General features: G+C 30.1%; 21 protein-coding genes. 2 read left to right on the top strand and 19 right to left on the bottom strand.

Annotation, left to right across the window (positions count from 1 at the left end; all coding sequences use genetic code 11):
- Window positions 1–124: 124 nt before the first annotated feature.
- The 16 genes from JJD95_RS15345 to JJD95_RS15270 all read right to left on the bottom strand — a co-directional run bounded on the left by JJD95_RS15345 (window position 125) and on the right by JJD95_RS15270 (window position 17,294).
- The gene (locus JJD95_RS15345; RefSeq protein WP_291643900.1) at window positions 125–2,452 is read right to left on the bottom strand and encodes an exodeoxyribonuclease V subunit beta; all 2,328 of its coding nucleotides are present in this window, start codon (window positions 2,450–2,452) and stop codon (window positions 125–127) included.
- Window positions 2,442–5,498, bottom strand: a complete 3,057-nt coding sequence (locus tag JJD95_RS15340; protein ID WP_291643899.1) for a PD-(D/E)XK nuclease family protein — start codon at window positions 5,496–5,498, stop codon at window positions 2,442–2,444. The genes JJD95_RS15345 and JJD95_RS15340 overlap by 11 nt, the downstream gene beginning before the upstream one ends.
- A 248-nt stretch (window positions 5,499–5,746) precedes the next feature.
- Window positions 5,747–5,971 (bottom strand): hypothetical protein, encoded by a 225-nt coding sequence (locus JJD95_RS15335; RefSeq protein ID WP_291643898.1) that lies wholly within the window; start codon window positions 5,969–5,971, stop codon window positions 5,747–5,749.
- An 84-nt stretch (window positions 5,972–6,055) separates the two neighbouring features.
- Complete coding sequence (locus tag JJD95_RS15330; protein ID WP_291643897.1) at window positions 6,056–7,192, bottom strand: GTPase domain-containing protein; 1,137 nt, start codon at window positions 7,190–7,192, stop codon at window positions 6,056–6,058.
- Window positions 7,193–7,196: 4 nt separating this feature from the next.
- Entirely contained in the window at window positions 7,197–8,321 is a 1,125-nt protein-coding gene (locus tag JJD95_RS15325) for a GTPase (RefSeq protein ID WP_291643896.1), read from the bottom strand.
- A 258-nt stretch (window positions 8,322–8,579) separates the two neighbouring features.
- Complete coding sequence (locus tag JJD95_RS15320; RefSeq protein WP_291643895.1) at window positions 8,580–9,155, bottom strand: GGDEF domain-containing protein; 576 nt, start codon at window positions 9,153–9,155, stop codon at window positions 8,580–8,582.
- A gap of 241 nt (window positions 9,156–9,396) precedes the next feature.
- Window positions 9,397–10,380 carry a WYL domain-containing protein gene (locus JJD95_RS15315; RefSeq protein ID WP_291643894.1) on the bottom strand — a complete coding sequence of 328 codons (984 nt, stop codon included), beginning with the start codon at window positions 10,378–10,380 and terminating at the stop codon, window positions 9,397–9,399.
- Window positions 10,381–10,463: 83 nt separating this feature from the next.
- A complete protein-coding gene (locus JJD95_RS15310; protein ID WP_291643893.1) occupies window positions 10,464–10,646 on the bottom strand; it encodes a hypothetical protein in 183 nt (60 codons plus the stop codon).
- 137 nt (window positions 10,647–10,783) lie between these two features.
- Window positions 10,784–13,255: a 3'-5' exonuclease gene (locus JJD95_RS15305; RefSeq protein WP_291643892.1), complete on the bottom strand. Its 2,472-nt coding sequence runs from the start codon at window positions 13,253–13,255 to the stop codon at window positions 10,784–10,786.
- A 214-nt stretch (window positions 13,256–13,469) separates the two neighbouring features.
- Window positions 13,470–13,700: a DUF4351 domain-containing protein gene (locus tag JJD95_RS15300; RefSeq protein WP_291643891.1), complete on the bottom strand. Its 231-nt coding sequence runs from the start codon at window positions 13,698–13,700 to the stop codon at window positions 13,470–13,472.
- Complete coding sequence (locus tag JJD95_RS15295) at window positions 13,697–14,341, bottom strand: hypothetical protein (protein WP_291643890.1); 645 nt, start codon at window positions 14,339–14,341, stop codon at window positions 13,697–13,699. Before JJD95_RS15295 ends, JJD95_RS15300 begins: the two co-directional genes overlap by 4 nt.
- A 284-nt stretch (window positions 14,342–14,625) precedes the next feature.
- Entirely contained in the window at window positions 14,626–15,309 is a 684-nt protein-coding gene (locus JJD95_RS15290; protein WP_291643889.1) for an N-acetylmuramoyl-L-alanine amidase, read from the bottom strand.
- 86 nt (window positions 15,310–15,395) lie between these two features.
- Window positions 15,396–15,632 carry a DUF2922 domain-containing protein gene (locus JJD95_RS15285; protein ID WP_291643888.1) on the bottom strand — a complete coding sequence of 79 codons (237 nt, stop codon included), beginning with the start codon at window positions 15,630–15,632 and terminating at the stop codon, window positions 15,396–15,398.
- A gap of 48 nt (window positions 15,633–15,680) precedes the next feature.
- Window positions 15,681–15,905, bottom strand: a complete 225-nt coding sequence (locus JJD95_RS15280) for a DUF1659 domain-containing protein (protein ID WP_291643887.1) — start codon at window positions 15,903–15,905, stop codon at window positions 15,681–15,683.
- A gap of 84 nt (window positions 15,906–15,989) precedes the next feature.
- The gene (locus JJD95_RS15275; protein WP_291643886.1) at window positions 15,990–16,166 is read right to left on the bottom strand and encodes a sigma factor-like helix-turn-helix DNA-binding protein; all 177 of its coding nucleotides are present in this window, start codon (window positions 16,164–16,166) and stop codon (window positions 15,990–15,992) included.
- A 264-nt stretch (window positions 16,167–16,430) separates the two neighbouring features.
- The gene (locus JJD95_RS15270) at window positions 16,431–17,294 is read right to left on the bottom strand and encodes a chromosomal replication initiator DnaA (RefSeq protein WP_291643885.1); all 864 of its coding nucleotides are present in this window, start codon (window positions 17,292–17,294) and stop codon (window positions 16,431–16,433) included.
- A gap of 394 nt (window positions 17,295–17,688) precedes the next feature.
- On the opposite strand from JJD95_RS15270, the gene JJD95_RS15265 reads away from it, so the two are divergent.
- The gene (locus JJD95_RS15265; protein WP_291643884.1) at window positions 17,689–18,051 is read left to right on the top strand and encodes a helix-turn-helix transcriptional regulator; all 363 of its coding nucleotides are present in this window, start codon (window positions 17,689–17,691) and stop codon (window positions 18,049–18,051) included.
- A gap of 248 nt (window positions 18,052–18,299) precedes the next feature.
- On the opposite strand, the gene JJD95_RS15260 is transcribed toward JJD95_RS15265, so the two are convergent.
- Window positions 18,300–19,031: a hypothetical protein gene (locus JJD95_RS15260; protein WP_291643883.1), complete on the bottom strand. Its 732-nt coding sequence runs from the start codon at window positions 19,029–19,031 to the stop codon at window positions 18,300–18,302.
- Between the two features lie 337 nt (window positions 19,032–19,368).
- Here JJD95_RS15260 and JJD95_RS15255 point away from each other — a divergent pair, with 337 nt between their 5' ends.
- Entirely contained in the window at window positions 19,369–19,536 is a 168-nt protein-coding gene (locus tag JJD95_RS15255) for a hypothetical protein (RefSeq protein WP_291643882.1), read from the top strand.
- Between the two features lie 20 nt (window positions 19,537–19,556).
- On the opposite strand, the gene JJD95_RS15250 is transcribed toward JJD95_RS15255, so the two are convergent.
- Both JJD95_RS15250 and JJD95_RS15245 read right to left on the bottom strand, forming a co-directional pair.
- A complete protein-coding gene (locus JJD95_RS15250) occupies window positions 19,557–19,667 on the bottom strand; it encodes a DUF2922 family protein (RefSeq protein WP_291643881.1) in 111 nt (36 codons plus the stop codon).
- 84 nt (window positions 19,668–19,751) lie between these two features.
- Window positions 19,752–20,033 (bottom strand): hypothetical protein (locus JJD95_RS15245; protein ID WP_291643880.1); only part of this gene is annotated, 282 nt, incomplete at its 5' end.

Below are 20,033 nucleotides of genomic sequence, written 5' to 3'. Positions count from 1 at the left end.
ATAATATTTGACAGCATCTTCTTTAAATTGTTTATCGTGTTGTTTTCTCATGATTAAGTCCCTCCATCTATTATCTTTATTGTAATACTTATCAGGAACTTTCTCAATTTCTATTGTACTATTTCTATTCTAGCACCACCTCTTCTTTACCTGTGAGTACAATGTACTGTTTGGCTCTGGTCATAGCAACATATAGTATTCTTATTTCTTCATAGATTTCTCCTATTAATTTTTCATTTAGAGCATCCATAAATTCACTGTTTTCTTCTCCACTCATGTTATATCTTGAAAGTATTTTTCCTTTATAATGTATAAATCCTACCTTCTTATTTTGATTTTTACTTAAACTTATAACATTTCTTTCAATACTAGGCACAATAATTGACTCAAATTCAAGTCCTTTTGAAGCGTGTATTGTCATTATCTTTACTGCCTCGGAATCTTCTGTATCAAGTGCTGCCTCCGCTTCATTATTACTATTATCATTAAGATACTCAATGTATTCTATAAATTCCCCGCTACTAAAAAATTCTTCATTATCGTACTGCTCGGCAAGTCTCAATAGCTTTTCTACATTTCGCAGCATCTGTGCTCCATTGTTCTTTGAAAGGTATATTTCTTTAATTCCGCGGCCTTCTATTATACTCTCTAATATCCTTACGACACTCATTTTTTTTGCTGTAGCTTCCAACTCTTTTAGGTATTCATAGGACTTAAGAAGACTGCTCCTTTGATAATCATCTAAAAGCTCCTGTGCTGTGCTCACCATAGCATCAACATAAGATATATCTCCTATTTCTAGCTCCTTTTGTCTTACTTTTAAAAGAACATCGTCTGGAAGCTGAAACAGTGGACTTTTAAGTACTGATAAAAGCTCAATTAACTGCTGATCTGTCTGTTTTTCATTAAATCCATTAACAGCCAGCTTATATAAATCTAATATGTTCTTTGTTTCGCTCTTTTCATAGAACCCAGTTCCGCCAATTATACAGTAAGGTATTTTATATTTACACAGCTGCTCTTCAATATCTGGAACTATGCCTCGACTACGTACCAGTATACATATATCTTTAAAGTTTAGTCCCTTATCTTTCAAAAGCTTTATTGATTTTATTACTGCTTCCGGCCCTTTAGAGGTCTTTTCCATAACCCCTCCAAAACTCTCTTTTATTCTTTCTAGAACTGCCACAAATTCTTCAATTTCTCTTTTTTCCTTTATTATTGCCTTTGCTTCTTTTATTACGTCAGTACCTTCTGATTTTTCATCACTATAGGTAATTATACTTATTCTCTTTTGTATTTTGTTTTTATTTCCTATTACCTTTTCTGTTTCATTCTTATTCTGATTTTCACCCTCGTCTTTATGCTTAAGCGTTTGATAATCTTCTATAAGGTGCCTAAATATTTCATTTATACCCTTTATAATCTCAGGCTCACTTCTATAGCATATGTTAAGAGACTTCAGTCCACTTTCCCCCATATCCACAGATACCCTTTTAAATATAGTAGAATCTGTTCCCCTGAAACCATAAATAGCCTGCTTAAAATCCCCAACTACAAAGAGTTTCCTCGGAATTAATTTTCCACTATCATCTGCTGTAAGCTTGTATAATATTTTTCTTTGAAGTTCATTAGTATCCTGAAATTCGTCTACTAAAAAATTCTTGTATCTATCCTTATAATTATTACACATAAGCTTATTCTCTAGTATTTCAAGTGCTTTTTTCTGAAGGTCTCCAAAATCCAACACATCTTTTGAGAGCTTATATTCATAATAGCCCTCATCTAATTCTTTAACTATTTTTAAAATAAAACTAGTTAACTTATCCACTTTTGCTTTTTCTAAAATTTCAGAAGTACTCTCACTAGTTTCAGATATATCTTCTCTAAGCTTTAGTATGTCACTGCATAATTGTTCTCCTAAATCATCATTTTCATATAAATTGTAAAGGTGATTAACTTCTATAGTATAATTTTCATCCGAAAATAAGGTGCCAATTATTTCAGAAAGTTTTTCCTTTAAAAATACAGTCTTTTGAATTTGATTTATTATACCAAAATTAAAATCAATACCCAGAAACGCAGCATTTTCTCTAACAATTGTTGAACAAAAGCTATGGATAGTATTAATATTAGCTCTGTTTAAATTATCTAACTGTTGCTGCCATAATGCCCTAGTTTGCTTACCTTCTATTGCAATCTTATCCAGTATTCCGGTTCTAATTCTACTTTTCATCTCTAGTGCAGCTTTCTCAGTAAAGGTTATAGCTACAATTTCATCTATGGAAGTACCACTATCCAGTAATGTTAAAAACCTGCTAGTTAAAACTCTTGTTTTGCCAGAGCCTGCTCCTGCAGAAAGGGATATGTTTTTATCAACATCCACAGCGGCGCTTTGCTCTTTGTTTAGTCCAAAGAATTTGGCAAAGCTAAACTTCTCTTTAATGTGCATCTGAATCGCCTCCCCTACAAGCTGTATTTTCTAATAGTATCTTATTCTTGTTATATCTGCATACATCTTTAAAAGAGCAACTGTATCCACCAAAACTTTTTCCATCAAAAGAATCACAATTAGATTTGTAGTTGAATTTACCTGCTTTTATATCCTTAGCTGCATCTATTACTAGATCTCTCACATACCTTGTGAGTATATTAAACATATCTTTATTTACATCAAAGTGTTTTCTTCCAAAATCAGTAGAGGCTTTGTACTCAGTTCTATACAAGCCTTCTTTAATTAAGCCAGTCTTATTCTGCTTTTCTACACTTAAATAAATAAGACCCATACAATCTAATTCTCTACTTTTTAGCAATTTACTAAATTTATTTTTTAGTAAGTATTCCACCATATAATAGTAGATTACAATTTGGCAGTCTTCTCTACCTAGTATTGATGCAATATCTGATACTTTGCGCTTCTTGTAATCATATACCATATATTTACCTGTAGGTTTAAACTGATTGTCCACATATTCAAATTCTAAATCAACCCTATCCACCACGCAGGATATAGGTACTCCAAAGACCTCTTGTTCTTTAATTTTTTCTTCTATTAAAAATGGAACAAGAATATTTTTAGTATCCTTTAAATACTTTTTCATTCTTTTAACATCTAGCTCTAGAAAGTTATTCAAGGTATTTCTATACCCTTCCATGATATTTTCTCTCTGCTCTTCATTTATATCTAGTATTCTAAGATTTTGGCTTTCATTATCAAATATCTTATTAAACTTATCCTCATTAAATATTAGATCTATTTTCCCATTATCAATTAAATAAAGTTCTTCTATTGTAGTATTTTCATAATATCTTTTCAAGACTTCATGATAAAAGGTTCCTATTTCAAGAGGATTAAACTCATCCTCTTCCACTTTTATATCCCTAACTCCAAAAATTTGTTGCATATAATACTGATAAGGACATCTAAAATATGTTCCTACCGCTGATGGCTTAAAATACCCCCCCTTTTCCTCTGCGTAATCACTGCCAATCCAGCCTTCGTAATTATTATAGCCTTCTTCCGCTTCTCTATGATATTCAACAAAACACGTTGTAAAATAGTCCTTTATATTTCCTTCAAATTCCTGAGCCAAGGATATTTTCTTTTCTATATCCATTTCAGTAAAGCCTTTATAATATTTTTCAAATATATCCTTTAGGACCACTGTTTTTAATTCTAATTCGCTCATAACCTGATTTGAATTTATGTTGAATCTATCTCTCATGGTTAAAGATTTTTCTTCTTTCAGTCCCGTTAAAAATTTAATTTCATCCACAAAGGAAGACGAAATGGCAAAACCACCCTCTTCACTTGCCCCTCTATAAGAAAGTATTATGCTCTCTTTTGCAGCTGCTAAGGTGAGATTGAATCTTATCTTCTCCCTGGCAAGTTCATATTTGTAATTTCTATAATTAATGCCTTGTGTGTATAGTTTGTTCACTTCCATATCAGTGAATAAACCAGCATTTCGAGTTACCCCTGGTACTTCTCCTTCATTTAAACCAAGTATATATACATGTTTGTAAAATACTCCCTTAGCAAGATCAGTATTTAAAATTTTAACACCATCTCTATTCATATTTTCAATGGTTATTGTTGAATTTAATGCACAATCCTTTAAATAATCTACAAATATACTACTCTCCATCTGATTTTCAAGCATATGACAGATTTCAAAATTATTTCTTAGATTCTTAAGAAGTCTTTTTAAGCCTTCATAGCCTTTTAGTAAAACCTTATCTTCAAAAGACAAATCACTACTCAGACCATTTAAAAATACTGGTTTAATTATTTCATGATATCCTAAAAGCTTTTCCTCTAATATATTAAGCCAGCTAGACGCTGATTTCATACTTTCCTCTTCATTTTCTTCAAAACTCACAATGATTTTTCTAACCTCTAATGAATCCGTAAGAGGAATTTTATAAATCATCTCAACTGGAATTTTAAACTCCTTAAATATTTTTATAATAATTGAGGAATAAAGAGTGCTTTTATTCACGAACACAGCAACTTCTGAGGCCTCATAGCCACTCATTAAGGATCTTTTAATTTCTCTAGCAGTTTCTCTAACCTCTGATTCAATGCAGGGATACTTATTAATTTTTATACATCTAAATTCTTCGCAAGGATTTTGGTTTGGATTTTTTTCTAAATTCAGCTTTTCCCCTGAGTACAGCATTCTTGATAGCAGTTTTATTTTTTCATCACTTTCATACTCTTCCTCTAAATTATCTACTATATGAAAGTCCATAGTCTGAAGCTTCTTAACTATTTCGTCCCTTATAAAGGGCTCAATAAGATTATTTTTAAAGGAGCTGTTTACGTATATATCTATATCTTTGCTCTTCGATATTTCATTTATAAGCTCCATGTTTACCACATCTATATTAATAAACCCATCGATTATAATTGCATCAAATTCATCAAACACCTTACTCATTTTCACAAATTGGGCAGCCTTTAATGATATATCATTTATATCATAGACATTATTATCACTTAGACTTTTATTGTAAGCCTTATAAATGATAGAAATATCCTCTAGTTTGCTCTTTAAAATTTCATTTTCTTCACTATTTATTATGTTTAGAAGATCCTCTGACCTTACAGTTTGTCTCTTTAGAGCCTTTATGAAGGACCTTATTTCTTCAATGAAGCCTTTCTTAGTGCATATTTTCTTGTAATATGTAAGATTTTCTATGGATTTTTCACAAATGTTCGTTATTAAAATCTGTTCAAACTCTTCATATATAATTTTTTCTTTGCTTATGTAAGGCTCTATGATAAGTTCTTCAAGTTCATCAAAGGTAATAATATATGAATTTATGATACCTTGATTTTTTTCTATAAGTGCATATCTAACGTCTGTTATAGCTTCTCTTGAAGGTAGTATATAAATAAAGTTTTTACCAGCTTTTTGAAGTTCTGAACAGTATTCTATCAGTTTTTCTCTTCTTTTGGTAAATAGTTTTTCGAAATAGATGATTTTATTCATGGGGCACATCTCCTATGGGTGGATAGACTTTTATTGGGATATTTTACTTTATTGTATCATAAAAGTGCCACCCACGTGGCAAGTGGCATGTTGCTAAAAAAATAATGGCTATGAACTGTCTTTCTATACTTCATATTAATAAATCCTATTATTAAAAGGATGGATTAAAAACAAGACTAATAATAATGAGATGGAGGTTGAATCAATGGTTTCTAATACATCAAAGATCTTTGATGTATTAGAAACCATTAAGGATATAAAAAAATTGTAAGGAAACTCGTTCCAAAGCAACTATTTATTAAAGACGTCTTACCAGCATTAAATCCGCCAACTACGGGTATTAAAACTTTGAATTTTTGCACTTCATCTTTCACTTCTAATAAATTTTCATAAATAGTTTTAGATATGTTATGTTTTAAAATCAACTCTTCAATTTTTTCTATATTTTGTATATATTCTTCTCTGTTCCTCATAATTTATCTCCTCTATTTCGATTATTAATTTATCTATACACGCAACAATAATATTTTTGAATTACTACTTTCTATCTCATATTCTTATTCTAAGAATAATACTTGATTTAAGTTACCTTCAACTGCATTCCTAAATTGTTCAACTAATTTAGGAATCTCAGTTTCCACTTCTATATATCTTTTATTTAGAGCCTTTCTTAAATCATCCTTTACTGTTTTTTTTGCTATAAAGGGTACAACCAAACCATATATTGGCATAAGAGCAAATACAGCTATTGCCGCATAATATCCGAATTTAAATGCAGAACCGTACTTAAAATCAACGCATTTACTTTTAAACTCAGCATTCTTCATTTTTGAATTTGAAAAAAATAAGGATTCTGCAAACAAACTATTATTTACATTAACTAATGTAATATAATATTGAATTGTCTCATTAATTGTTTTTTCTATTTGGTTATCTATAGAATAAAATTTATTTTCTAATCTGGAATTTATTTTATTAACAACCTTAGGTGCTATAGACGGTCCTTTAAAAAATTTCACTTCTTTCTCTATTATCATTTCACTATCTAATTTCCAATTCAACAGTTCCTTTCTCATGTATTCTGCAAAGTTTAAAGGCAATTTAATTTTTATATCATTCCATAAATTATACCTTAGCTTTAACAAAACCTCTTCTCTTCCAAAAGGTTCCTTAGTAGTTCCACCCAAAAGTTTTTTCCCTTCACTTGCAACCTTAATAATATCAGATTCATCAATAGATAATTTTTCTTTTAATACGTCTATCATGGCTTTACTTTTATCATCTGCGAAGGCTACATCACTATGGGTTAATATTATTGAAACTTTGTTTCCCTTTTGAATCAAAGGTTTCAATATATTGTTTATTTCAAAATCTTCTATACGTGCTGATTGAGTTGAAAAGCAATAATATACTGTATGGAACCAATCCTTAATTTCCATTGTTTCATTGTGTTCTTTTAACACTTTAATAATTTCATCTTCCCATGAATCTGATTTATCTGCTTCTAATCCCCAAGAATCATATATATTTACAATTAAGTTTTCTAATTTAAAGGTTTCTTTGAATATCCCTTTTTTTGTTACAGGCCTACCTGTTCCAGTCTCTCTCTTTTTTTGTCCATATATATAATTTATAAAGGAGCTTTTTCCAACTCCTGTCTTTCCCAAAATTAATACATTTGTTTCCAATGCCATAATATTACACTCCTCGGTTAGTAGCTTTTGAAAAATGCCTTAACATTTCTTCTATATTACTATTTGTAAAGAAATCTAATATATCAGCCTTTCCATCCTTCAATATACTTTCTGCATATTTGTTACATATTTCTGAAATAGCATATCCGAGAGTGTATGTAATACTAGTAGCTACCGCAGCATTAATAGCTCCACCAGCCATATCTCCAGCTACTGGCACCAATTTAAGTATATTTCCAGCAAGCAATTTTGCAACGCTCTTTCCTAGTTGTGATATAATTGTTGTACTTAAAAGTGCTTTCAAAGCCTGCTTATTTTTACCAATTCCCCAAATGTCAAATATATGTAAGGCCATAGTAGTCTGTAATGGCATTAATAATACACTATCTGACAGAGGAACAGGAGAAAGGGCTATACCAGCTGCAGATGCTGCATATTTAGGTATAATAACTTTTCGAATGTACTTCTTTTTTTCTTCAAGTCCCATAACTGTTGAATTAATGAATCCTTCTCTTAATGATTCATCAAGATTTTCCACTGACCATGACATGAGTTTTTCCCAATCTAAATATTTTTCTGGAACTTCATCATTAATACTTAGATTGAAGTAGTCCATATAATGGATTTCTTTTCTAAGTGTTTTTATTAAGGCACTTAATTCCTCTTCATCCACAGCATCAATCTGAGTAAATAGTACAGCTACCTTTACTTTTCTGGTTTGTATCTCTTTTATTACTTCAAAATCTAATTCAGTTATTCTTTTATTTCCCGCCGAAATACAATACCATACTAAATGAATTTGTGACCCTAAATCTTGTGATTCATTTTTTTTATCATCAATAAATCCTATAATATCTTTACGAAAATGCGATTGTGCAGCATTTCCCACTTCATATCCTTCACTATCATATAAGTTTACATCTAAATTCTCATCTTGATATTTAATAATATTCCTAGTAACAGGTTGTCCAGCTCCAACCCTTGCAACGTCTCTGCCGAAAATCTTATTAATTACAGAACTTTTACCACCTCCAGTAGCTCCACATAATAAAATATTAGGTTTTTTCACTTTACTTTTAATTTTTGAATACTCCTCTTCGAAATTAAAATTATCGGCTTTAAAATCCATTAATTAACCACTCCTCGTTTATAATTTATCTTATAGTTATTCTTTAAATATCTTCTAGTGCCTTTTGGTTTGTTATAAAAAAGATTCAATAAGTTTCCAAATAATTCGTCAAAATATCTCTTTATTTGTATTCTATGGTAATCTTTCTACAAATACTTATTCTACATTATGCTTTAATTTCCCTTTATAGTGTAATAAATGATTCAATTCAAATTTATATATTATATAAAAATTTGTTATATCAACTCTTTACCTAACCTATTTTTTTAACCTCTTACTAACATACATCCCTTCATCCGCCCTTCTTATTAATTCACTAGAAGATATTTTTTCATTGGAGTTGTACTCAGAAAACCCACAGCTTAGACCCATTCTGTGATCACTGTTATCCTTTTCCTTCAATTCATAAATATTCATGCATACCCTTGAACAAATAATCCTTGCCACCTCTAAGCTTGTGTTCGGGAATATAATTACGAACTCGTCACCTCCTATTCTAAAAACAGTATCAGTATTTCTAATATTTGCTCTAAAAATACTACCAACTTCTGTTAGAATCTTATCCCCCTCACTATGACCAAAAGTATCGTTTATTTTTTTAAAATCGTCAATATCAGCAAAACATATTATAAAGTTTTCTCCTTGCCTTGCTGCATCCTCAATGGTTGTCCCTAAAATTTCCAAACCAGCTCTTCTATTTAACACTCCAGTTACACAATCCATACCTGCTTGATACAGTAATTTCGCTTTCATGCTTGTAAGTTCTAGTATCAGTTTATCTTTTCCCTCTATTATTTCTATAAGCCTTTCTTTTCTTACTTCTTTGTAATTCAAATACTTTCACCCCTATAACATAAAATTATATTAGTATTTCTATATAACAGTATAATTGTACAATGAGGCAGCTAAAAAAAATTTCCCTTGCCAATTATTTTTCAAAATCATACTTTATATTTTTAGAAGATAAGCAAAAATAAACTCCGCATCAAAAGATGCGAAGTTCTCATCTTTTAATGCGGAGCTGGGAGTTGGATCAAATGATAACAATTGGGATAATTTAATTCAGTAGATTAATCTATATACCATATACCTTATTCATATTCCTCACACTTTCCATAATTTCTTCTCTAAAAACTACCGGTTCCATAACTTCTGCATCTGCACCAAAGCCCATAATCCATAGCTTTATTCCAAATGTTCCATTACAAACAAACTCATAAATAAAATACTCCTCATTTTCTTCAATTAGACTTCCCTCAAGCATACTCTTTTCAGTTACTATCTTATAGCAGCGGTTTTTAAATTTGACCTTTACTCTTGTTTCATCTCCCCCGTACATATACCAGGTTCTCTTAAGGTATTCATACACATTAAACTTACTATCTCTCTTTCCATCTTCTTCTAAAATGTTTACATTTGATATTCTATCTATTCTAAAGTGTATTAAGCAATCTTTGCTTTCTAAATATCCAATAATATAGTATTTCCCAAGTTCACAAGCAAAGCTATAAGGTATTATTGTGTGCACCTTATGATTTCCCACAGCTGAATTGTAACTAAAGCTCACCTTTTTTTCATCAGATATAGCCTTTCTTAAATTATTAACATTTTGTTCAATATATTGATGATCAATATTAGAATTCTTCTCAAAATGAAGCATATCTTTTAATTTTTTTGCTTCATTTTTAGGTAGTAGTCCTAATAAGCTGTTTTTTATTACTGCTATTTTTGTTTCCATAAAAGTTTGAGATTCAACGAGAGAAGCTAATATTAAATTTACATCATCAGCTGTAACAGGTTGTACATATTTATTTGCCTCAAGTATTCCATCTCCATTTACATCCGCTTCATCATTTACCCTATAGCTTTTTTCAGACTTATCATATATAATATCCGTTTCCCATTCTTCATTTAATTCTTTCACATAATTATGAATGTTATCCGATGAAGTTTCAAATATATCTGCAATTTGTTGTGGTGTTGTGGCTATTCCAGATTTTATTAATCTAAAAGTTTCTAGTAGTTTTCTACTTTTTCCATAATCACTATAAGGTAACATAATATCAAGTCCTTTCCAATATGTCTAATACAGTTGATTATATCAGAAAAGCTTTGATATTACGTATAACTTGAAGGTTTTTTCTACATTATTGCTATTTTTATATCATTAAGCATTTTACTTAATTCGTCATCTTCTTCTTCCGTATCTTTTCCAGTAATTATTTCTTCTTTAAGTTCACTTTGAATTTTAATTTTATCATTTTCTTGAATATGGTGTGGTGCGTCTAATAAATCGTCATTTAGATTTTTTTCAAGCTTAGCCATGACTTTTAGCTAAATACATAATTTGAATTCTTAAAAAATCTTTATACATGCACATATTTTCATATTTAAATTCATTCATATCCTCAATAATATTTGCAATTTGGCCCATCGTTGTATAAATAAATTCTTCTGATATACTATACTTTCATTCCATTACAACTCTCCTTCTTTACCACCCCAACTACAACTCCTAAGATCTTTGCCTCTTCACATTTAATCTGTATTGGCTCATAGTTTTCATTTTCTGGTATCAGAAGTATTGTGTCCCCCATTTTCATGTATCTCTTTAATGTTGCCGATTCCGCATCAGTAGCCACAGCAACGATTTCCCTATTTTCAGCAGTTTGTCTAACCTCCATCACTACTAAGTCTCCATTATCTATATTTGCACCAATCATGCTATCCCCTTTAACCTTTAAAATAAAGTGTTCTCCACTATTTCCTACCCAATCAGTAGGTACATAGAAGTTCCCTTGGGTTTGAGCATTCATGTATATAGGTAGCCCTGCTGCAATTTCGCAATATATTTTAAGCGGTATTAAATTCATTTCATCGTAAGAATCTTCACTGCCACTTTCACATATTGTAAGCTGCTCAGCTTCATTTACATCTCTCGTGAATTTATATTTTCTGCTATGTTTCAAATCATTGTATTTATAATCCTCTAAAGAACTTGGTAGCATTGCCGAATTAAATTCAGGTATATCATCTATAGATTCAAAATCCTTATTAATAATAATAACTTCGTTTCCATTAGTTACAATGCCGTATTGGCAGGTATTACTATTTGACATATAAGATTTTAATTGGTTTAAGCCATTTTCCAGATTCGTATGGGGAGCTTTAACCTCTATGAATACGTAAGGTATAGGATTATTGTTACTGTAAATTTTAATGGCAACATCCACAAGTCCTATCTTAGAAAAATTATTAACTTTATATTCTACATTGATTAAATCTAGTGGATACTTATAAATATTATTTAATTCCTTTATAATCCACTGTCTTACTTTTTCTTCACGGGAGTATATATCTATAATATTATTCTTATAATCATAATTCTCTAAAGACACGTTATAGAATTTACTTAATTTGCATTTATACTTTAATTTTAAATACTTTGAGTCTATATCTACTAAGAATCTAGACGGTTTCCCGCTGCTTGTTAAATACAATAGCTCGTTAGCCCTAGTCATTCCTACGTATAGTAATTTTCTCTCCATAGTTTCTTGCATACCCTCATCTTCTGCTTCTTGATAGGATAGATAAGGTATTATTCCTTCATTCAATCCTATTATAAATACAACTTTAAACTCTAATCCCTTTATTGAATGAATAGTTAATAATTTGACTTTTTCCTCATCAAAATTTTCATCAGTCTTTTCCAGTAACATACATGGCACTTTCTCTTTATCAAAGTATTCTTTTAACACTTTTAGTTGATTTTTATTTTTACCTACAATTACTATATCCTTATATGTATATTGATCCATTAGAGTATTTTTTATTTCTGAAAAAATATATGCTGCTTCATCCTTTGAATTTCTAAATTGAGTACATGTAGGATAATACCCTTGTCTATCAATTAATGAAGGTTTTACAAAATTATCATCGTTAATTATATTTGGGTCCTTATCTAAAAGGCTATAAGCAGCTTGAGCAATTTGTGTTGTTGTTCTATAATTTTTCGATAGTACATTACTCTTACCACTCATATCAAAACCTATACTAGTAAAGCTTCTACCCTTAACTAACCATGAATGTGGATAAATGCTTTGAGCCATATCCGCTACAAACATAAAACTAGAATACTCTTTTTCATTGTGAAGTGCCTTTAAAAATTCTAATTGAACTCTAGTTAAATCTTGACTTTCATCTACAATAATATGTGTATATTTCTTTATGCTTTCTTCCTTTACCTGTTTTAATGCTAGTAAGCTTATATCTTTAAAATCAATAAATCCTGCATCATTTAACTTCTTATTATAAATACACATTAAATCAAAGATACCTTTTCTAACTGGAGAATTCTTCATTAATTTTTGCGGTCCATCCCCAGTTTGATTACCCATTCTTCCAAGCCTGTCTATATTTTGGTATTCTTCAATTTCAGTGTACTTTGATGCCTTTATCCACTGTATTTCATCAATTAAGAATTTCATATTTTTTTGTTCTAAAATTTTTACATTAGGATATAGCTTTCTGCCTTCCGCAATACTTTGAGCCATAAACTCATACATAACTTTATTATCTACAAGCAAATTTAAAGAAACCTTATGTGTCTTCTTATAAAGCTGAAAATATTTATATATAATGCTATCTATAGTTACTATGTTTACCTTATTTTGATCTACAACAAATATACTTGAAAAATCCATTTTAGTTTCATCCTCAATTTTGTTATAAATAAACTGAATATAATTAACCAAAGTTTTATTAAATGTAACCATCAAAATCGCATCATCCGCTGCAAAACAATAATGATTTAATAAAAATGGTATTCTACTAACCGCTACTGTAGTTTTGCCTGATCCTGCTACTCCTTTAATTAAAAAATGTCCACTTGGTTTCCCCTGTATTAACTTTTGTTGTTCTACATTTAATTGCATGTTTCGTCCCCCTGAAGATAAATTTACTAATATATATATATTATAGTATAAATATGTCTATTTATCAAAATTTAACTCTAAAATTGCATAAAAAAACAATGGATAAACACTAAACGCTTATCCATTATACTCAACCAAACTCTATTTTGCTTTGTTTGTTAATTGACTCTATCGCTTATTATCGTTGAAGATAAATTAAAATAAACTCCACATGCTAAAAATATTTTTCTATTTCCTTCACATCTTTCATTTCAAATAGTTCAAGCCCTATTATCTCTATTGTTTCATCAGATAATTCCATTATCTTATTTTTATAATCACTTGGTATTTTATTGAATTTCTTAGTTAATTGTTTTAATAAAAGCTGTGCTTTTCCTTCTTTCCTACCTTTTTCCATTCCTTTAGCAATTCCATCCTCTAATATCATCTTCCCTATTTCTGTCATATTAAAGACCTCCTTGAATTTTTTTTGCTTTCAGCATCTCCAAATTTTTCTAATAATGCATACAACATTGTAAGACACTTTAATTTACTATCGCTAATATTTATCTTATCTGCGAGTTCTATACTTCTTATAGTTCTTTCTGTCCTGGTTAGTTTTCCCTTCATTAATGGTATAAAGGTTAAACTTAATACCTCTTCATTTGTAAGTTCTTCATTATTATCAATTTTATTTTTTAAATAATTATATTTTTCATCACCATCTATATTATTCATGTAATATGCTTCTATATTATATTTGATGCTTCCTGCATCTATATAACTTTCTACCCTTTTAATATCTGAAGAATATACTACTACAGTTCTTATTTTTCTATTCCCTTTATAATGCAAAGATGCATCATAAAACATAAATCTTCTTATATCCTCTTGCTTATTTGTTGTTTGGAATTCGAAATGAAGATAATTACCATCTTCTGTATAGAAAGTATAATCCATAAAGTTTGTATTTATTTTTATATCCTTTAGCTCCGTTTGTGCTGGTGCTATTATCTTTGTATTTATTCCAAAAAAATCAACTGCATTTTGTTGAAAAAAATCCATAGCACTCTTAAGAACCGAATCTTCAATCTTCTCATAATCCATATCTGTTCCTCCTCTATTATATCATAATATTACATGCTTATAGTATTAGTATAATTTTGGATTATATACGAACATTCGTTCTTATTATTAGCAAAAACAAAAAACCTTCCCTCAATTCACATTTTAAGAATATTAGCAAGCTCAGCCAAGGCCTCACAAAGCCCCCTAGGGGTAACCCGAATGGTGTCGATATTATAGACCATGAAATTATCCCCTTTCTCTATTAGCTACACTCTAGCCATTGATGCTTATTATAAACATACCCTCTCCATGTGGATTGACAACTACTTATTAAAACCCACAATTGTTGCATCAAAACCTGCTTCCTTTAACCTATGAACTTGACTCGCCGCATTTTCTCTTTCTGAAAAAGAACCCGCCATAACTCTATAAAGAGTTTGACCACTTGATGCTTCTGGTTGTACTGAATTTTCAATATAGCTTATACTTATTTCTGTAAGAATAGCTTTAGTTAATGCTTTAATAATCCCACTTCTATTACTATCGAAAACATTATTATCATTAGTGTTATCAATAAAGCCAATCTCAATAAGTACCGCTGGCGCCTTAGTTTCTCTAAGCACATGAAAATTAGCCTCCTTTACTCCTCTGTCTACAAACCCTAAAGCCACAAGTGATGCTTGTATCCTTTTAGCTAACCCTTTAGAACTTGTACCTGAACTTAAGTAAGTATAGGTTTCAACTCCTTTAGCCTTCTCAGGTACATACGCATTTCTATGAAAAGATATGAAATAATCATATGTGTTTCTATTTTCAAAATCACTTCTATCTCCAAGGGTTACGGTAGTATCACTAATTCTTGTCTCATCTACAATAACTCCATACCTTCTAATTTCTGTAGCTATTTCTCTACCTAAACTTAGAACATCATTAGATTCTTTCCTTCCATTATATAAAGCCCCACTATCTTTTCCACCATGTCCATAATCAAAACATAATCTTGCCATTTTTATATACCTCCTTATTAATATGTCTAATTTTATTTTTTGTGGTATTTGCAGAAAAAAAGTGCCCTTTTACAGGCACTATTTCCCTAAGCTACATCAACTATATTAGTATCAGTAGTAACTACCTTAGCATCTTTCTTGCCAATTGAGTTACCATTAGCTGATTCAAAGATGTTCTTTGCAATGATTAAATCCATAAGAGTATTTACCTCAGCTTCTGTAATAGTTGGAACTCCATCTACGTCAGCTTTGATATCATCTACAGTTAATGTGGAATACTTACCTTCTGTTTCTGTTAAAAATCTCATAACCAATTTATGCATATCACTTTTCCCCCTTTAAATTATTTGACCTGGCTACTTTAAATACGCTTATTCCATAACTAAGTTAACCTCATCTTCTCTGTCTAGTCTGAATAATGGATAAGTTTTGAGACTAGAGATAGCTTCTCCTACAGCAAAAATGTCCTCGTCCACTGCTTCAACTTTTAGATTACTTAATCTCTTTGTTGCGTATTTGTCTTTACCTTCGCTGTCCACTCCTACCATCATAGTAAGTTTTAGCGTACTGGCTACCTTTGTTGATACAACTGCCATGTTAAATCACTCCTTTCATTTTGTTTTCATTAAGTATATATGTCCTTTAAAAGTTTTGTGCGGAATTTATTAAAATATATGGATTTATATAAGTGCCTTTAATTTTTTTAGGGCTTTTTTCTTAAGTCTTGCAAATTGATGATAACTTTTATCACTATCACAGGCTATTTCTCTAAGGGGTTTGTCCAAAATATAGTATTTTTCTATTATTTCTCGCTCTAATGGATCTAGTGTAGCAATCGCCACGTACAATTTTTTCACTTCATATCAGAATAGGTAAAGCTCCGATATTTATACCTCGGATTTTAGTTTGAACCATCAGGACCCTTAGTCGTACGACCCTTGCTTTTTCCTAATTGTCTCACTGCTAACATTACATTCTCTTCCGAGCAAACCAAGTAAATTATGCAAGTCTCAGTATCCATAGAATTATTAGTTCCTATGCTGGACTCAGAAATATCAGTTAACTAATAGAAACATTGTCTCAATAACTATTCTACTAGCCTAGAAAGCTTATCACCGCTACTATGCAGCGTTTTCACTAACTAAAAAGATCGCACGCTTCCGCTCAAGCTCATCAAAGTCATATTGTCTCTGGTCATAATCACAAAAAGTACCCTTTTTTCTATTTCCATTTGGAGATGAGTTCTTTTCATGTTCTATTGGTGACAGTGTATGAATATTATTTTCAAAAACTTTAATTACACTTGAATTGTCAGAAGCAGAATTATTTTTAGTGCTTCTTACTTCTTCTTCTTTATTTATTGCTTTTTGCTTATTACTTTTTATTTCTTCTTTATTACTTCTTATTCTATTACTTGGTAGCCCCTCATAAGCCCCTTCATAGCCCCTTCCCGATATGTTGCATAATGGTTTAAAGCATTGATTTTCCTCAAGTTTCTGATCATCACAGGATTTTTCCTCCCATACTGATTTAATATTTGCAGTATCCTTTGTAGACCCTTGTAAGCCCCTATAAAGCCCCTCAAATATTTTATCCACCTCTAACTCATACAACACACATTTCTGATAAAGTAGTTCTATGAACTTGGTGTTTTTAACTTTACTTAACTCTTTATTTACGCATTTAATTGCATTAACGTTGTTTGGCTCATTAAATTTTATCCAATTTATAATCATGATTTCTTTTGTTTCATCACAATAAATCATCTTATTGTACTCACAGAACCTAGCAAGAAGCTTGTCTATGGTTTCTCTATTATATCCAGTCTCAGTAACTATGATTTGTTTTGGAAGTTCATAAATACCACACTGACTGGTTTTTGAATTGGTCATTAAATAAAGATAGAAAAACTTTTCTTCAGGTGTCAAATCCATTACAAACCCATCACTCCAGAACTCAGTATACAGCTGTCTATATTTAGCCATTGTTAATCCTCCTTGTTTTCGAAGCAGCTTGCTTCTCTGTTCACTTTTTAACTTTAATAATCCTTAAATCACCAGTATGTTTATATTTTTTATCCGCAAAATAATACGACAACATGGTTATTATTTTGGTAACATAGGTTGCAGGAAAACTTAATCAATATCTTTATTGAAAAAGTCCGCAATTTCTCTAGCTTCTTAATTAAAAGCTTTTAATTAAGAATTAACTGCCATCAACTTACCACCTTACAAAAGTGATTCTATCTATATGGTAACTTGATTGTATTACCAATTAGGCAACATGTCAACAAGTTATTTAATATTTTTTATAATTTCGGTAACATTCGTTTTAATATCATATATCTCTTGTATAATATTTACTATGGAGGTGATTAATTTGGTAACATTTGGTGATCGATTAAAGACTGAAAGAAACAGAATACATGTTACACTTAAAACAATGGCTGAAGATTTGAAGACTACAAAGGCAACTTTGAGCCGTTATGAGAATAATTTACGAGAACCTAAAGTAGATTTTGTTAAGCAAATAGCTGATTATTTACAATGCTCTACAGATTACCTCCTGGACCGAACAGATAACAGATTAGGAATAATAGTGCAAGATATTGCTTGCAATAATGACATTAAGATTGAAATAGATAAAAGTATCTACCCTGATGGTCTTACTTATGAACAAGTATTAGAAATTCTAGAAAATCTAAAAAATGCTGGTTTCAAATGGGAATCTAAGGATAAATAAAAAACAACTCACATACTTTTAATAAATTTAGCGCCATATGTTAAAAATAACATATGGCGCTATTTTGATGATTAACAATAAGGTTATATACTGCAATTAGAAAGTAAAACTTGCTCACTTACGTTTCCAAATTTAACTATGGGGTCGTACCAGCCAACTATAAAATGTAAATGAACTATATATTAAGACCTCTGCATTAAAATGACGGTTTTTATTTGAATAATCTTAAATGCCTCACAAATAGATTGCTAACTAATTATTTCATCATTAAAAGGTACATTTTTCATGGCAAGATTAAATAAGAACGGATACTCCTTTTTAATATAATCCATGTATACTAACCATTCTTCTGAAAGATATTTATACACTCTTATAGCGTCTGCTCTTAGGTGAATCATATCAGCCTCACTTAATGTTTTATTCCTATTTCTAAATTTTATTTCGTGATACAAATGATTAATTGCTTGTATCAAGTCTGTAAATGTATCATGCTCAGTTAAATAAGGATTTTCTAAGAATTTAATAAAGACACCTTTATTTGTTTGTAGAAGTTCATAGATGTTATAAATATCCTCTATTCCTATTTCGATGTTATCCTTATGATTATCAATAGCTTTTCTTAAACTTTTAAAATCATTATCAAAGGTTTCATCTATCTCTGATATTAAACAGCCTATTTCACAGCAATTTTTATCTTTTGAAGCCAGTTTGCACAAAAGCTCATTTCCCACCTCTTCAAAAAATATTTCAATTAAGATGTTAATCTTCTGACTCTTTTTTCTATTGTCTCTTTTCTCCAATATTCGATCAATAATTACAACTGTAACTAACACTTCAATTGGGATAAATGCTAAGTCTTCAGTCATAAATAATAATATATGGTGAAGATCTTTAAAAATAATAAAGTTAATGAAGTATAATAAAAACGAAACTGCTAAGAATAATATACTAAGTTTTAAAGTACGTCTATCTTTTTTCATATAAATCCTCCCCTATTTTTTCTTTGTATTTTTGAAATCTTAATCTCATCTTCACATAAATAATTTTTAACAACAGTTACATCCGTTTTCTTTGGTCTAATTACAATTACATTGGCTGAAGCAATAATATGTTTATCTTTTGCTTTAAATACTCAAGCATATTTTCACATCATCTCCTAATATAAATCTATTATCTAAGAATACAATAAACTCATTATCAAAACAAGTTTAAAACCTTATTTTTTTTGTCCATCCACGTGTCAGGATTCCAACTTGCTAAAATTTAAATTCACCTAGAACTTCCGTACGCCGTTGGGTACCCCCAAAAGGACCAGCTTTGGCATTAGCATCTCTTAGTTTTAAAGGATTTGAGAAATCACCACATACAGCTATAAGATATATCCTATGGAGAACTAACGCAGTTATTGATGGTATTTATGGAGATGAAACTGTAAGACTTATTAAGAAATATCAGAAAAATAATAAATCTTCCACCAAGAATTAATTCTTAGTGGAAGATTTTCACTATGCTACATCAACTATATTACTATCAGTAGTAACTATTTTATCATCTTTCTTGCCAATTAAGTTACCACTAGATGATTCAAAAATGTTCTTTGCAATAACTAAATACATATCCTTTTCACTACTTTAAATTATTTAACTTTCACAGCATATATATGCTCTTCCAGAAGTTATTGAGGTTTTTTTTAAATATAATCAATGATTTCGTTCAAAACTAACCATTAATATTCTACCTTTATAAGTTGTTTTATATGAGATATTATTTACTATATTATCTTTATAAAAATCAACATCAACCCTTTTACTAAATAGAAAAAACATATCAGTAGTTTTTTGAGTCCTATCAAGCAATATTATATGTATATCTTTGCTTTTATTCATTAATATTTTATTACTATTAAAAAAATCTATAATACACTTAACTTCTTTCTTTCCTTTAAAAAACCAACTACTTCCAACCATTATAGGTATAGCTTT

This window comes from Clostridium sp. (genome assembly GCF_016650035.1).
Classification (GTDB): domain Bacteria; phylum Bacillota; class Clostridia; order Clostridiales; family Clostridiaceae; genus Clostridium_AD.
Note: the sequence above shows the minus strand (reverse complement) of the source record. Positions and strands in the feature narration are given on the sequence as shown.

Coding starts and splice junctions, on each gene's coding strand:
- JJD95_RS15345 (WP_291643900.1), bottom strand. CDS start 2,452: ATGCACATTAAAGAGAAGTTTAGCTTTGCCAAATTCTTTGGACTAAAC.
- JJD95_RS15340 (WP_291643899.1), bottom strand. CDS start 5,498: ATGAATAAAATCATCTATTTCGAAAAACTATTTACCAAAAGAAGAGAA.
- JJD95_RS15335 (WP_291643898.1), bottom strand. CDS start 5,971: ATGAGGAACAGAGAAGAATATATACAAAATATAGAAAAAATTGAAGAG.
- JJD95_RS15330 (WP_291643897.1), bottom strand. CDS start 7,192: ATGGCATTGGAAACAAATGTATTAATTTTGGGAAAGACAGGAGTTGGA.
- JJD95_RS15325 (WP_291643896.1), bottom strand. CDS start 8,321: ATGGATTTTAAAGCCGATAATTTTAATTTCGAAGAGGAGTATTCAAAA.
- JJD95_RS15315 (WP_291643894.1), bottom strand. CDS start 10,380: ATGTTACCTTATAGTGATTATGGAAAAAGTAGAAAACTACTAGAAACT.
- JJD95_RS15310 (WP_291643893.1), bottom strand. CDS start 10,646: ATGGCTAAGCTTGAAAAAAATCTAAATGACGATTTATTAGACGCACCA.
- JJD95_RS15305 (WP_291643892.1), bottom strand. CDS start 13,255: ATGCAATTAAATGTAGAACAACAAAAGTTAATACAGGGGAAACCAAGT.
- JJD95_RS15300 (WP_291643891.1), bottom strand. CDS start 13,700: ATGACAGAAATAGGGAAGATGATATTAGAGGATGGAATTGCTAAAGGA.
- JJD95_RS15295 (WP_291643890.1), bottom strand. CDS start 14,341: ATGGATTATGAGAAGATTGAAGATTCGGTTCTTAAGAGTGCTATGGAT.
- JJD95_RS15290 (WP_291643889.1), bottom strand. CDS start 15,309: ATGGCAAGATTATGTTTTGATTATGGACATGGTGGAAAAGATAGTGGG.
- JJD95_RS15285 (WP_291643888.1), bottom strand. CDS start 15,632: ATGCATAAATTGGTTATGAGATTTTTAACAGAAACAGAAGGTAAGTAT.
- JJD95_RS15280 (WP_291643887.1), bottom strand. CDS start 15,905: ATGGCAGTTGTATCAACAAAGGTAGCCAGTACGCTAAAACTTACTATG.
- JJD95_RS15270 (WP_291643885.1), bottom strand. CDS start 17,294: ATGGCTAAATATAGACAGCTGTATACTGAGTTCTGGAGTGATGGGTTT.
- JJD95_RS15260 (WP_291643883.1), bottom strand. CDS start 19,031: ATGAAAAAAGATAGACGTACTTTAAAACTTAGTATATTATTCTTAGCA.
- JJD95_RS15250 (WP_291643881.1), bottom strand. CDS start 19,667: ATGTATTTAGTTATTGCAAAGAACATTTTTGAATCATCTAGTGGTAAC.